We start from the raw sequence: 14,714 nt of genomic DNA, 5'->3' as shown, positions 1-14,714 counted from the left end.
GCATCACAAGTGGCCATGCGAGAAATCACATAGTCATTTGAGATTGCTGAGCCAAGTTTAGGGTTTCTTAAAAACCCAAGCAGTATTGAACTGAAGAGTTTGATCATGGCTCAGATTGAACGCTGGCGGCAGGCCTAACACATGCAAGTCGAGCGGATGACGGGAGCTTGCTCCTGGATTCAGCGGCGGACGGGTGAGTAATGCCTAGGAATCTGCCTGGTAGTGGGGGACAACGTTTCGAAAGGAACGCTAATACCGCATACGTCCTACGGGAGAAAGCAGGGGACCTTCGGGCCTTGCGCTATCAGATGAGCCTAGGTCGGATTAGCTAGTTGGTGAGGTAATGGCTCACCAAGGCGACGATCCGTAACTGGTCTGAGAGGATGATCAGTCACACTGGAACTGAGACACGGTCCAGACTCCTACGGGAGGCAGCAGTGGGGAATATTGGACAATGGGCGAAAGCCTGATCCAGCCATGCCGCGTGTGTGAAGAAGGTCTTCGGATTGTAAAGCACTTTAAGTTGGGAGGAAGGGTTGTACGTTAATACCGTGCAATTTTGACGTTACCGACAGAATAAGCACCGGCTAACTCTGTGCCAGCAGCCGCGGTAATACAGAGGGTGCAAGCGTTAATCGGAATTACTGGGCGTAAAGCGCGCGTAGGTGGTTCGTTAAGTTGGATGTGAAAGCCCCGGGCTCAACCTGGGAACTGCATCCAAAACTGGCGAGCTAGAGTATGGTAGAGGGTGGTGGAATTTCCTGTGTAGCGGTGAAATGCGTAGATATAGGAAGGAACACCAGTGGCGAAGGCGACCACCTGGACTGATACTGACACTGAGGTGCGAAAGCGTGGGGAGCAAACAGGATTAGATACCCTGGTAGTCCACGCCGTAAACGATGTCAACTAGCCGTTGGAATCCTTGAGATTTTAGTGGCGCAGCTAACGCATTAAGTTGACCGCCTGGGGAGTACGGCCGCAAGGTTAAAACTCAAATGAATTGACGGGGGCCCGCACAAGCGGTGGAGCATGTGGTTTAATTCGAAGCAACGCGAAGAACCTTACCAGGCCTTGACATGCAGAGAACTTTCCAGAGATGGATTGGTGCCTTCGGGAACTCTGACACAGGTGCTGCATGGCTGTCGTCAGCTCGTGTCGTGAGATGTTGGGTTAAGTCCCGTAACGAGCGCAACCCTTGTCCTTAGTTACCAGCACGTAATGGTGGGCACTCTAAGGAGACTGCCGGTGACAAACCGGAGGAAGGTGGGGATGACGTCAAGTCATCATGGCCCTTACGGCCTGGGCTACACACGTGCTACAATGGTCGGTACAGAGGGTTGCCAAGCCGCGAGGTGGAGCTAATCTCACAAAACCGATCGTAGTCCGGATCGCAGTCTGCAACTCGACTGCGTGAAGTCGGAATCGCTAGTAATCGCGAATCAGAATGTCGCGGTGAATACGTTCCCGGGCCTTGTACACACCGCCCGTCACACCATGGGAGTGGGTTGCACCAGAAGTAGCTAGTCTAACCTTCGGGGGGACGGTTACCACGGTGTGATTCATGACTGGGGTGAAGTCGTAACAAGGTAGCCGTAGGGGAACCTGCGGCTGGATCACCTCCTTAATCGAAGACATCAGCCTGCTGATGAGCTCCCACACGAATTGCTTGATTCATTGTCGAAGACGATCAAGACCCTATATAGGTCTGTAGCTCAGTTGGTTAGAGCGCACCCCTGATAAGGGTGAGGTCGGCAGTTCAAATCTGCCCAGACCTACCAATATGCGGGGCCATAGCTCAGCTGGGAGAGCGCCTGCCTTGCACGCAGGAGGTCAGCGGTTCGATCCCGCTTGGCTCCACCACTTTCTGCGGTACCTTGATCAGAACCTAGAAATGAGCATTCGCTGTTGAATGTTGATTTCTGGCTTTTGTCAGATCGTTCTTTAAAAATTCGGATATGTGATAGATAGACTGATGGCCAGTTTCACTGCTGGTTAATCAGGCTAAGGTAAAATTTGTGAGTTCTGCGCGAGAGCGCAACATGCGAATTTTCGGCGAATGTCGTCTTCACAGTATAACCAGATTGCTTGGGGTTATATGGTCAAGTGAAGAAGCGCATACGGTGGATGCCTTGGCAGTCAGAGGCGATGAAAGACGTGGTAGCCTGCGATAAGCTTTGGGGAGTCGGCAAACAGACTGTGATCCAGAGATCTCTGAATGGGGGAACCCACCTAGGATAACCTAGGTATCTTGTACTGAATACATAGGTGCAAGAGGCGAACCAGGGGAACTGAAACATCTAAGTACCCTGAGGAAAAGAAATCAACCGAGATTCCCTTAGTAGTGGCGAGCGAACGGGGACCAGCCCTTAAGCTGGTTTGAGATTAGTGGAACGCTCTGGAAAGTGCGGCCATAGTGGGTGATAGCCCCGTACACGAAAATCTCTTGCCAGTGAAATCGAGTAGGACGGAGCACGAGAAACTTTGTCTGAACATGGGGGGACCATCCTCCAAGGCTAAATACTACTGACTGACCGATAGTGAACCAGTACCGTGAGGGAAAGGCGAAAAGAACCCCGGAGAGGGGAGTGAAATAGAACCTGAAACCGTATGCGTACAAGCAGTGGGAGCCTACTTTGTTAGGTGACTGCGTACCTTTTGTATAATGGGTCAGCGACTTATATTCAGTGGCGAGCTTAACCGAATAGGGGAGGCGTAGCGAAAGCGAGTCTTAATAGGGCGTTTAGTCGCTGGGTATAGACCCGAAACCGGGCGATCTATCCATGGGCAGGTTGAAGGTTAGGTAACACTGACTGGAGGACCGAACCGACTACCGTTGAAAAGTTAGCGGATGACCTGTGGATCGGAGTGAAAGGCTAATCAAGCTCGGAGATAGCTGGTTCTCCTCGAAAGCTATTTAGGTAGCGCCTCATGTATCACTGCTGGGGGTAGAGCACTGTTTCGGCTAGGGGGTCATCCCGACTTACCAAACCGATGCAAACTCCGAATACCAGCAAGTGCCGAGCATGGGAGACACACGGCGGGTGCTAACGTCCGTCGTGAAAAGGGAAACAACCCAGACCGTCAGCTAAGGTCCCAAAGTCATGGTTAAGTGGGAAACGATGTGGGAAGGCTTAGACAGCTAGGAGGTTGGCTTAGAAGCAGCCACCCTTTAAAGAAAGCGTAATAGCTCACTAGTCGAGTCGGCCTGCGCGGAAGATGTAACGGGGCTCAAACCATGCACCGAAGCTACGGGTATCACCTTTGGTGATGCGGTAGAGGAGCGTTCTGTAAGCCTGTGAAGGTGAGTTGAGAAGCTTGCTGGAGGTATCAGAAGTGCGAATGCTGACATGAGTAACGACAATGCGAGTGAAAAACTCGCACGCCGAAAGACCAAGGTTTCCTGCGCAACGTTAATCGACGCAGGGTTAGTCGGTCCCTAAGGCGAGGCTGAAAAGCGTAGTCGATGGAAAACAGGTTAATATTCCTGTACTTCCGGTTATTGCGATGGAGGGACGGAGAAGGCTAGGCCAGCTTGGCGTTGGTTGTCCAAGTTTAAGGTGGTAGGCTGAAATCTTAGGCAAATCCGGGATTTCAAGGCCGAGAGCTGATGACGAGTTGCCTTTAGGCGACGAAGTGGTTGATGCCATGCTTCCAAGAAAAGCTCCTAAGCTTCAGATAACCGGGAACCGTACCCCAAACCGACACAGGTGGTCGGGTAGAGAATACCAAGGCGCTTGAGAGAACTCGGGTGAAGGAACTAGGCAAAATGGCACCGTAACTTCGGGAGAAGGTGCGCCGGCGAGGGTGAAGGACTTGCTCCGTAAGCTCATGCCGGTCGAAGATACCAGGCCGCTGCGACTGTTTATTAAAAACACAGCACTCTGCAAACACGAAAGTGGACGTATAGGGTGTGACGCCTGCCCGGTGCCGGAAGGTTAATTGATGGGGTTAGCGCAAGCGAAGCTCTTGATCGAAGCCCCGGTAAACGGCGGCCGTAACTATAACGGTCCTAAGGTAGCGAAATTCCTTGTCGGGTAAGTTCCGACCTGCACGAATGGCGTAACGATGGCGGCGCTGTCTCCACCCGAGACTCAGTGAAATTGAAATCGCTGTGAAGATGCAGTGTATCCGCGGCTAGACGGAAAGACCCCGTGAACCTTTACTATAGCTTTGCACTGGACTTTGAGCTTGCTTGTGTAGGATAGGTGGGAGGCTTTGAAGTGGGGACGCCAGTTCTCATGGAGCCATCCTTGAAATACCACCCTGGCAACCTTGAGGTTCTAACTCAGGTCCGTGATCCGGATCGAGGACAGTGTATGGTGGGTAGTTTGACTGGGGCGGTCTCCTCCCAAAGAGTAACGGAGGAGTACGAAGGTGCGCTCAGACCGGTCGGAAATCGGTCGTAGAGTATAAAGGCAAAAGCGCGCTTGACTGCGAGACAGACACGTCGAGCAGGTACGAAAGTAGGTCTTAGTGATCCGGTGGTTCTGTATGGAAGGGCCATCGCTCAACGGATAAAAGGTACTCCGGGGATAACAGGCTGATACCGCCCAAGAGTTCATATCGACGGCGGTGTTTGGCACCTCGATGTCGGCTCATCACATCCTGGGGCTGAAGCCGGTCCCAAGGGTATGGCTGTTCGCCATTTAAAGTGGTACGCGAGCTGGGTTTAGAACGTCGTGAGACAGTTCGGTCCCTATCTGCCGTGGACGTTTGAGATTTGAGAGGGGCTGCTCCTAGTACGAGAGGACCGGAGTGGACGAACCTCTGGTGTTCCGGTTGTCACGCCAGTGGCATTGCCGGGTAGCTATGTTCGGAAGAGATAACCGCTGAAAGCATCTAAGCGGGAAACTTGCCTCAAGATGAGATCTCACTGGGATCTTGAATCCCCTGAAGGGCCGTCGAAGACTACGACGTTGATAGGTTGGGTGTGTAAGCGCTGTGAGGCGTTGAGCTAACCAATACTAATTGCCCGTGAGGCTTGACCATATAACACCCAAGCAATTTGAGCGTCAGACGCCGAATTGTGGTGGTGAAGACGAAAGAGCCGAAGATTCGCAAGACCACAAATTCACATATCCGAATTCGCTGGGCTGTCCAACAGGACATTCTGGCAACAGAATTTCTTGACGACCATAGAGCATTGGAACCACCTGATCCCATCCCGAACTCAGCAGTGAAACGATGCATCGCCGATGGTAGTGTGGGGTTTCCCCATGTGAGAGTAGGTCATCGTCAAGATTCATTTCGCAAAACCCCTATCTGCGCGAGCAGGTAGGGGTTTTGTCTTTGCGCGTGGGAAAAGAATTGCCGCCATGCCGTTCAACGCTGGCAGCCAATACCCGTGATATGGTTCCCCATCAGAACCCCTCGCCTTTCAGACTTCCAGAGCGCGTCCATGGCCTATACCACCTCACTGCATCCCGGCTTCATGATCGTTCATGGCAACCGCCTGGATGACTTGCGTAGCCTGGTGGTGAGCTGGATGCGGCGTTACCCCCTGGCACCGCTCGAAAACGAAATTGCCCTGGTCCAAAGCAACGGCATCGCCCAGTGGCTCAAACTGGCCCTCGCCGAAGACCCGGCGGACGACGACCAGGGGGGCTGCGGCATTGCCGCCGCCATCGAGGTACAGCTGCCCGGCAGCTTCATGTGGCAGCTCTACCGTCGCGTATTGGGCCGCGACGAGATTCCCGAAGTCTCGCTGCTGGACAAAGCGCCCCTGACTTGGCGCCTGATGCGCCTGCTCCCCGAGCTGATCGAACGCCCGCACTTCGACCCCCTCAAACGCTTCCTCACCGATGACAGTGACCTGCGCAAGCGTTACCAGCTCGCTGAGCGCCTGGCTGACCTGTTCGACCAATACCAGGTCTACCGCGCTGATTGGCTCAAGGCCTGGGCTGCCGGTGAGCACGTGCTCAACAGCGCGCGCGGCGAGCGTAAGCCACTGGCTGCCGGCAATCGCTGGCAGGCCGAACTGTGGAGAGCGTTGCTCGACGATGTCGGCGAGGCGGGGATGGCGCAAAGTCGTGCCGGTGTGCACCAGCGGTTCGTCGAGCGCATCAATGCCTTGGAGCAGTCGCCACCCGGGTTGCCTTCGCGGGTCATCGTGTTCGGTATTTCGTCCCTGCCGGCCCAAGCCTTGGAGGCTTTGGCCGGTCTCGCCCGCTTCAGCCAGGTGCTGCTGTGCGTGCACAACCCCTGCCGTCACCACTGGGCCGACATCGTTGCCGACAAAGACTTGCTTCGCCACCAATACAAGCGCCAGCAGCGCAAACAAGGCATGCCCCTGCAATTGGACGACGCGTCGCTGCACCAGCATGCACATCCATTGCTGGCTGCCTGGGGCAAGCAAGGCCGCGACTACATCAACCTGCTCGACAGCTACGATGATCCCAATAGCTACAGCGGTGTCTTCAGCGATGGTCGCATCGACTATTTCAATGCCGAAGCCCCCACCTGTCTGCTCAACCAGTTGCAAGACGACATCCTCGAACTGCGCCCCTTGGCCGAAACCCGCGAGCAATGGCCGCTCGTCGACCCCGCCAAGGACCGTTCGGTACGCTTCCACGTCGCCCACAGCCCGCAGCGCGAAGTGGAAATCCTCCACGACCAACTGCTTGCCCGCTTCAGCGCCGACCCGACCTTGCGCCCGCGCGACGTCATCGTCATGCTCCCAGCCATCGACGACTACGCCCCGCACATCCGCGCCGTGTTCGGCCAACTGGACCGCCACGACCCGCGCTACATTCCCTTCACCCTGACCGACCAAGGCCAGCGTGGCCGCGACCCGCTGCTGATCGCCCTGGAACACCTGCTCAAGCTCCCCGACAGCCGTTTTGCCGTGAGCGAAGTGCTCGACCTGCTCGATGTTCCCGCCGTGCGGGCCCGCTTCGGCATCCAGGAAAGCGACCTACCGACCCTGCATCGCTGGATCGAGGGCGCCGGCATCCGCTGGGGGCTGAGCGGCGAGCAACGGGCCAGCCTCGGCTTGCCCGAAGGCCTTGAGCAGAACAGTTGGCGCTTTGGCCTGCGGCGCATGCTGTTGGGCTACGCCGTCGGCGTGGGAGAGGGCTATGACGACATCGAGCCCTACGACGAGATCGGTGGCCTCGATGCCGCGCTGATCGGCCCGCTGGTGGCCCTGCTCGACGCCCTCGACGTCGCCTGCCAGACCCTCTCGCAAGCGGCCAGCGCCAGCCAATGGGGCGAGCGCCTGCACGCGCTGCTGCAGGTGTTCTTCCTCGCCGAGGACGAGCATGACGAACTGCTCCTGGTGCAATTGCAGGACCTGCGCGACACCTGGCTGGAGACCTGCGAGGCCGTCGGCCTGCACGACCTGCTGCCGCTCACCGTGGTTCGCGAGGCGTGGTTGTCGGGCCTCGATCAAGGCAAGCTGTCGCAACGTTTCCTGGCGGGTTCGGTGAATTTCTGCACGCTGATGCCGATGCGCGCCATTCCGTTCCGCGTCGTGTGCCTGCTGGGCATGAACGACGGCGACTACCCGCGCGCCCAACCACCACTGGACTTCGACCTGATGGCCAGTGACTATCGCCCGGGCGACCGCTCACGCCGCGAGGACGACCGCTACCTGCTGCTCGAAGCGCTACTCTCGGCGCGTGACCAGCTGTACATCAGCTGGGTTGGACGCAGCATTCGCGACAATAGCGAACGCCCCGCGTCAGTGCTGATTGGTCAGTTGCGCGACCACCTGGCGGCCGGCTGGAAGCTCCACGGCGCCTGTGACGGCCAGCGTGACGATGCCGGCCAACAATTGCTGCATGCCCTGACCCAGGAGCACCCGCTGCAACCGTTCAGCCAGCGCTATTTCCAGAAGGGCAGCCCACTGTTCAGCTATGCCCATGAATGGCAGGTGCTGCACCAGCCCACCGAAGCGCCGTCGGCGACCCACGATAGGTTGCCGCCCTACGACAGCGACGAGCCCTTGAGCCTGACGCAATTGCAGGACTTCCTCCGTCACCCGGTCAGGCACTTCTTCAGCCAGCGTCTGAAAGTGTTCTTCGAGGCACTGGAGGCTCCTACGCCGGACGAAGAACCCTTCGTCCTCGACGCCCTTCAACGCTATAGCCTGAGCGAAAGCCTGCTCACCGCGGCACTGGCCGACCCGGACAACGCCGAACAGGCCCTGCGCACCCAGGCCCGCCGCCTCCAGGCATGCGGTTTGCTGCCGCTGGCCGGGTTCGGCGAAAGCCTGCAGGTCGAGTTGATCCAGCCGCTGCCCGACTTGCTGCAGCGTCATTGCCAACTGTTGCAGCGCTGGCCTCACGTGGTCGAAGGCGCCTTGCCGATCCACTTCGAACGTGGCCCGCTGCGCCTGGAGGGCTGGCTCGGGCGTGTCTATCAAGGCACCGAAGAGGGCCTGCTGAGTATCACCACCGTGCCCAACAGCCTTGGCGCCGGGCGTAACAGCCTCAAGTGGCACCGGCTGATCCCTGCCTGGGTGATGCACCTGGCGGCTTGCGCTGCCGGTTACCCCCTGCACACCGCGCTGGTGGCCAGCGACCTGAGCCTGTTGCTCGACCCTTTGCCCCAGGCGCAGGCCGGCGACTTGCTCGGCGACTTGCTGGTGGCACGCCAGGCGGCGATGAACGCTCCCTTGCCCGTTGCCACCAAGACGGCTTTTGCGTGGTTGGCCCAGACCGATCCCGACAAAGCCCAGGTTGCCGCCCTGCGCGCCTACGAAGGCGATGGCCAGAACAGCTTCGGCGAGCGCAGCGAGAGCCTGGCCCTGGCCCGGCAGTTCCCCGACTACGCCGCCCTTACCGCTGACGAAACCTTCGAAGGCTGGTGTGAAACCCTGTACCGTCCCCTGTTCGCAGCCGCCTGGCAGACCCAGGGCAACCCGGAGAGTGCCGCATGACCCAGGCCCGCCCCTTGGCGCTGAGCTTTCCCCTGCACGGCAGCCAACTGATCGAAGCCAGCGCCGGCACCGGCAAGACCTTCACCATCTCGGCCCTGTACCTGCGCCTGATCCTCGGCCACGGCGGCGAGCAAGCCTTCGCCCGTGAGCTGCTGCCGCCGCAGATCCTCGTGGTGACCTTCACCGATGCCGCCACCAAGGAGCTGCGCGAGCGCATACGCGCACGCCTGGCCGAGGCCGCGCGCTTCTTCCGTGGCGAGCTGGACGCCGCCGACCCGCTGCTGCACCAGTTGCGCGACGACTACCCGCAGGAATACTGGCCACGCTGCGCCAGCCGCTTGGAAATCGCCGTGCAGTGGATGGACGAAGCCGCCGTGTCGACCATCCACGGTTGGTGCCAGCGCATGCTGCGCGAGCACGCTTTCGACAGTGGCAGCCTGTTCACCCAGAGCCTGGAAACCGACCACAGTGAGCTGCTCGGCCAGGTCATGCGCGATTACTGGCGACGCTTCTGCTACGGCATGCACGGCGAGGCCCTGGCCTGGGTGCGCGGCCACTGGGTCAGCCCGGCGGCCTTGCTGCCGCGGATCCGGCCATTGTTCGGCCGCGTCAGCGTCGAGCAGGAGCGGCCGGAGCCACAGGTGCTGATCGAGGCCGCCCTGCACGCGCGCGGCGAGCAGTTGCGCGAGCTCAAGGCGCCCTGGGCGCGATGGGCCGATGAACTGCAAGACATCTGCCGCGCCGCGGTGGCCGGCAAGCAGGCCGACGGGCGCAAGCTCCAGGCGCGCTTCTTCGACCCCTGGTTCGACAAGCTGCGGGCCTGGGCCGGCGACGATCAATTGGTCGAGCTCGACTTGGGCACCGGCTTCACCCGTCTGACCCCCGACGGCATGGCCGAAGCGTGGAAGACCGGCGAGCCGCCTGAACACCCGGCCTTGCAGGCGATGGAGCGCCTGCGCGAGCAGTTGCAAACCCTCGCTGGCCCCGACGCGCAGGTGCTGGAGCATGCCGCCGCCTGGGTGTCGGCGCGCTTCGAGGTGGAAAAGCGCCGACGCGCCGAGATGGGCTTCGACGACATGCTCCTGCGCCTGGAGCACGCCCTGTCGAGCGAGGCCGGCGAACGCCTGGCCGGGTTGATCCGCGAGCAGTTCCCGGTGGCGCTGATCGACGAATTCCAGGACACCGACCCGGTGCAGTACGGCATCTTCGAGCGCATCTACCGGATCACCGAGAACAACCCGGACACCGGCCTGTTCATGATCGGCGACCCGAAGCAAGCGATCTACGCCTTCCGCGGCGCCGACATCTTCACCTACCTCGCCGCCCGCCGCGCCACCGCCGGGCGCCTGCACAGCCTGGACACCAACTACCGCTCCAGCCAGGCCATGGTCGCGGCGGTCAACCGGGTGTTCCTGCAAGCCGAGGCGCGCAGCGAGGGCCGTGGCGCCTTCCTGTTCCGTGAAAGTGGCGACAACCCCTTGCCATTCGTCGAGGTTCGCGCCAAGGGCCGTGGCGAACAGTTGCTGATCGACGGCCAGCCGGGCGCGGCCTTGCACTGCTGGCAGTTGCAGAGTGAGGAGCCGGTATCCGGTGCGGTGTACCGCCAGCAATTGGCTGCCAGCTGTGCCAGCCATATCGTCGCCGTGCTCAACGGCGGCCAGCAGGGCGTCACCGGCTTCAGTGCCAGCGACGGCAGCCTGCGGCCCTGCCTGCCCTCGGACATCGCCATCCTCGTGCGCGACGGCCGCGAGGCGCAGTTGGTGCGTGCCGAACTGGCTGCTCGCGACGTGCGCAGCGTCTACCTGTCGGACAAGGACTCGGTGTTCGCCGCCCAGGAAGCCCATGACCTGCTGGCTTGGCTCAAGGCCTGTGCCGAGCCGGATTCCGAACGCCTGCTCAAGGCCGCCCTGGCCAGCCTGACCCTCGACTTGCCGCTGCTCGAACTGGAGCGTTTGAACCAGGACGAGCGGGTCTGGGAGGCCTGGGTCATGCGTTTTCGCCTGTACCGCGACACCTGGCAGCGTCAAGGCGTGCTGCCGATGCTGCGGCGCCTGCTGCACGACTTCCAGTTGCCGCGGACCTTGATCGGCCGCAGCGACGGCGAGCGTGTGCTGACCAACCTGCTGCACCTGGCCGAGTTGCTGCAACAGGCCGCTGGCGAGCTGGATGGCGAGCAGGCGCTGATCCGCCACCTGGCCGAGCACCTGGCCAATTCCGGGCAGGCCGGCGAGGAGCAGATCCTGCGCCTGGAAAGCGACGAGCAGTTGGTCAAGGTGGTGACCATCCACAAGTCCAAGGGCCTGGAATACCCGCTGGTGTACCTGCCGTTCATCTGCACCAGCAAGCCGGTCGACGGCCAGCGCCTACCGCTGGCCTGGCACGATGCCGACGGCCATGCCCACCTGACGCTCACACCCACCGACGAACAGATCGCCCGCGCCGACGACGAGCGCCTGGCCGAAGACCTGCGCCTGCTCTACGTCGCCCTGACCCGCGCCCAGTACGCTTGCTGGCTCGGCATCGCCGACCTCAAGCGCGGCAACCAGAAGACCTCGCAGTTGCACCGCTCGGCGTTGGGTTACCTGCTGGGCGGCGGTATGCCACTGGCGGCTTCAGGGCAACTGGCGGATTGGTTGCAGGCACTGCGCGACGGGCGCACGGACATCGCCTGGCTGCCGGTCCCTGAAGCTGACGAGCAGCACTATCGCGCGCCCCGCGACGGTGCCGAGCTGCTGCCCGCGCGCAAGCCCCGGCGTGCCGCGGCGGAGCAGTGGTGGATCGCCTCCTACAGCGCCCTGCGCGTCGGCGACCAGGGCTTTGGCGCCGACAGCTCACAGGCCCAGCAACTGCTCGACGACGAAAGTATCGATGCCCAGTCGTTGCGCGAAGTGCCGGCCGAAGGCGGGGATATCCATCGCTTCCCCCGTGGCCCCAACCCCGGCACCTTCCTTCACGGGTTGCTCGAATGGGCCGGCCGTGAAGGCTTCGCCGAGGTTGGCGCCAACCCCGCGCTGATCGAGCGCACCGTTGGCCAGCGTTGCAACCGCCGCGGCTGGACCGGCTGGATCCCGGCTCTCAGCCAATGGCTGCAACGACTGCTGAGCCAGCCGATGGCCTGGGCCACCGAAGGGCCGGTCCTGAGCCTGGGGCAATTGCAGCAGTACCAGATCGAAATGGAGTTCTGGTTCGCCAGCCACCAGGTCGACGTGCTGCGCCTCGATCAGTTGGTCAGCCGCCATACCCACGGCGGCGCGGCGCGCCCGGCGGCGCTGGCGACCCAGCTCAACGGCATGTTCAAGGGCTTCATCGACCTGGCGTTCGAACTGGATGGGCGTTACTACGTGGCCGACTACAAATCCAACTGGCTCGGCCCCGACGCGCAGGCCTACAGCGCCCTGGCCATGGAGCAGGCGATCCTCGAACACCGCTACGACCTGCAGTACGTGCTCTACCTGCTGGCCCTGCACCGTCAACTGCGCGCGCGCTTGCCGGACTACGATTACGACCGCCATATCGGCGGTGCCCTGTTCATCTTCCTGCGTGGTGTCGGCGGCGCTGGCCACGGGCTGCACTTCGCCCGGCCGCCGCGCGCGCTGATCGAGCAGCTCGACGCGCTGTTCAGCGGCGCCGTGGCGCCCGAGCAGCAGGACCTGTTTGCCGGAGCCGCGCCATGAGCCGACGCCTCGACGACCTCTTGCCCATCCCTTTGCAGGCCGAGCACCTGGCTGCCTTGGCGCCGCTGCGCGACAGCCACGACCTGCTGGTGCTGCTCGACCGCTGGGTCGAGCGCGGCTGGTTGCGCGCCCTGGACCGCGCCTTCGTGGGCTTTCTCGAAGAGCGCGCGCCGGGCAGCGCCCCGCTGCTGCTACTGGCGGCGGCGTTGGCCAGCCACCAGCTCGGCCACGGCCACGTCTGCCTGGACCTGGCGCAGACCCTGGCCGAGCCGGACTTCGCCCTGTCGCTGCCGCCGGAGGGCGATGCCCTGGCCGGCCCGTTGCTGCTGCCCTCGCAGTTGCTCGCCAGCCTGGACCTGGACACCTGGCGCGAACGCATCGCCGCCAGCGCCCTGGTGGCGCTTGGCAACACCGCCGGGCACGCCGACCGACCGTTGGTGCTCAGCGGCCTGCGCCTGTATTTGCGGCGCTACTGGAGCTACGAGCGGCGTATCGACGCCACCCTGCACCAGCGCCTGAGCGTTGCCGAGGCGATGCCCGTCGACTTGCCCGCTCGCCTGGCGCAGCTGTTCGCCAGTGGCGCGCCGCAAGGGCAGGTGGACTGGCAGAAGCTTGCCTGCGCGCTGGCCACCCGCGCCGCGTTCAGCATCATCACCGGCGGCCCCGGCACCGGCAAGACCACCACGGTGGTGCGCCTGCTGGCCCTGTTGCAGGCGCCCGCGGTGGAGCAGGGCCGTCCCCTGCGCATTCGCCTGGCGGCGCCGACCGGCAAGGCCGCGGCGCGGCTGACCGAATCCATCGGCCAGCAGGTCGAGCAGTTGCACGTCAGCCACGAGGTGCGCGGGCAGATCCCCACCGAGGTCAGCACCGTGCACCGCCTGTTGGGCAGCCGCCCCGGCTCGCGGCACTTCCGCCACCATGCGGGCAACCCGTTGCCGCTGGACGTGCTGGTGGTCGACGAAGCCTCGATGATCGACCTGGCAATGATGGCCAACCTGCTCGATGCCCTGCCGCCCCGCGCCCGTCTGGTGCTGCTCGGTGATAAGGACCAACTGGCCTCGGTGGAGGCCGGTGCGGTGCTCGGCGACCTGTGTCGCGATGCCGAGGAGGGCCGCTATGCCCCCGCCACCCAAGCCTGGCTGGAGCAGGTCGGCGGGCAGTCGCTAGACGGCCGTGGCCTCACCCCGGGCGACGAAAGCCAGCACCCGTTGGCGCAGCAGGTGGTGATGTTGCGTCACTCCCGGCGCTTCGGCGAAGGCAGTGGCATCGGCCAGTTGGCCCGGCTGGTCAACCGCCAGCAGGCCGAGCAGGCCCGCGCGCTGTTGAGCCTGCCGCCCGAGGATGTGTTCGGCCTCGCCTTGCGTGGCGAGCACGACCGCGCTTTCGACCGCCTGCTGCTGGATGGCCTGAACCGTGGCGAGCAAGGCCCGCAAGGCTACCGCAGCTATCTGCGCTGTATCGGACGGCAACGCCCAGCCCCCGGCACACTGGCCGACGACCCGCGCTGGGAACAGTGGGCCGCCGAGGTGCTGCGCAGCTTCGAGGACTTCCAGCTGCTGTGCGCGGTGCGCAAGGGGCCTTGGGGCGTCGAGGGCCTGAACGAGCGGGTGGCGCGGGTGTTGAGCAGCGCCGGGCTGATCGACAGCCAGCAACCCTGGTACGAAGGCCGCCCTGTGCTGGTGACGCGCAACGACTACGGCCTTGGCCTGATGAACGGTGATATCGGCATCGCCCTGCGTTTGCCCGACGAACACGGCGAGCCCCTGCTGCGAGTGGCTTTCCCCCGCAACGACGGGGCGGGCGGGGTACGTTTCGTCCTGCCTAGCCGTCTAAACGAAGTGGAAACAGTGTTCGCCATGACCGTGCACAAGTCTCAGGGGTCGGAGTTCAGCCACACCGCCCTGGTGTTGCCCGACACCCTCAACCCGGTGCTGACCAAGGAGTTGGTGTACACCGGCATCACCCGCGCCAAGCATTGTTTCAGCTTGGTCGAGCCGCGCGCTGGGGTGTTCGAGGAAGCGGTCGGGCGCAGGGTGCGACGGATTTCTGGCCTTATGCTGGAACATCACTGATGAACGTCAATGCCTTGGCTATGCGGCCTTATGCTATCGTTGCGGAATATCTGAACGTAAGTTGAGAGATTTCCCACATGATGGTGG

3 protein-coding genes, 2 tRNA genes and 3 rRNA genes are annotated in these 14,714 nt (G+C 62.0%); all 8 read left to right on the top strand.

The window, feature by feature from the left end:
- Nucleotides 1–87 precede the first annotated feature (87 nt).
- The 8 genes from P0Y43_RS12795 to recD all read left to right on the top strand — a co-directional run bounded on the left by P0Y43_RS12795 (nucleotide 88) and on the right by recD (nucleotide 14,627).
- Nucleotides 88–1,624, top strand: a 16S ribosomal RNA gene (locus tag P0Y43_RS12795).
- A 77-nt stretch (nucleotides 1,625–1,701) separates the two neighbouring features.
- Nucleotides 1,702–1,778, top strand: a tRNA-Ile gene (locus P0Y43_RS12790).
- A 6-nt stretch (nucleotides 1,779–1,784) separates the two neighbouring features.
- Nucleotides 1,785–1,860, top strand: a tRNA-Ala gene (locus P0Y43_RS12785).
- Nucleotides 1,861–2,097: 237 nt separating this feature from the next.
- A 23S ribosomal RNA gene (locus P0Y43_RS12780) occupies nucleotides 2,098–4,989 on the top strand.
- Between the two features lie 136 nt (nucleotides 4,990–5,125).
- A 5S ribosomal RNA gene (rrf, locus tag P0Y43_RS12775) occupies nucleotides 5,126–5,241 on the top strand.
- The 16S, 23S and 5S rRNA genes sit together here with 2 tRNA genes alongside, the layout of an rRNA operon.
- A gap of 157 nt (nucleotides 5,242–5,398) precedes the next feature.
- Nucleotides 5,399–8,881: an exodeoxyribonuclease V subunit gamma gene (recC, locus tag P0Y43_RS12770; RefSeq protein ID WP_275637631.1), complete on the top strand. Its 3,483-nt coding sequence runs from the start codon at nucleotides 5,399–5,401 to the stop codon at nucleotides 8,879–8,881.
- Nucleotides 8,878–12,555, top strand: coding sequence for an exodeoxyribonuclease V subunit beta (gene recB, locus P0Y43_RS12765; RefSeq protein WP_275637630.1), 3,678 nt, complete (start codon nucleotides 8,878–8,880; stop codon nucleotides 12,553–12,555). Before recC ends, recB begins: the two co-directional genes overlap by 4 nt.
- On the top strand, nucleotides 12,552–14,627 hold the full coding sequence (gene recD, locus P0Y43_RS12760) for an exodeoxyribonuclease V subunit alpha (RefSeq protein WP_275637629.1): 2,076 nt from the start codon (nucleotides 12,552–12,554) through the stop codon (nucleotides 14,625–14,627). Before recB ends, recD begins: the two co-directional genes overlap by 4 nt.
- Nucleotides 14,628–14,714 lie beyond the last annotated feature (87 nt).

Source organism: Pseudomonas entomophila, assembly GCF_029193575.1.
Classification (GTDB): Bacteria; Pseudomonadota; Gammaproteobacteria; order Pseudomonadales; family Pseudomonadaceae; genus Aquipseudomonas; species Aquipseudomonas entomophila_G.
This window is presented reverse-complemented; position numbering and strand designations above follow the sequence as displayed.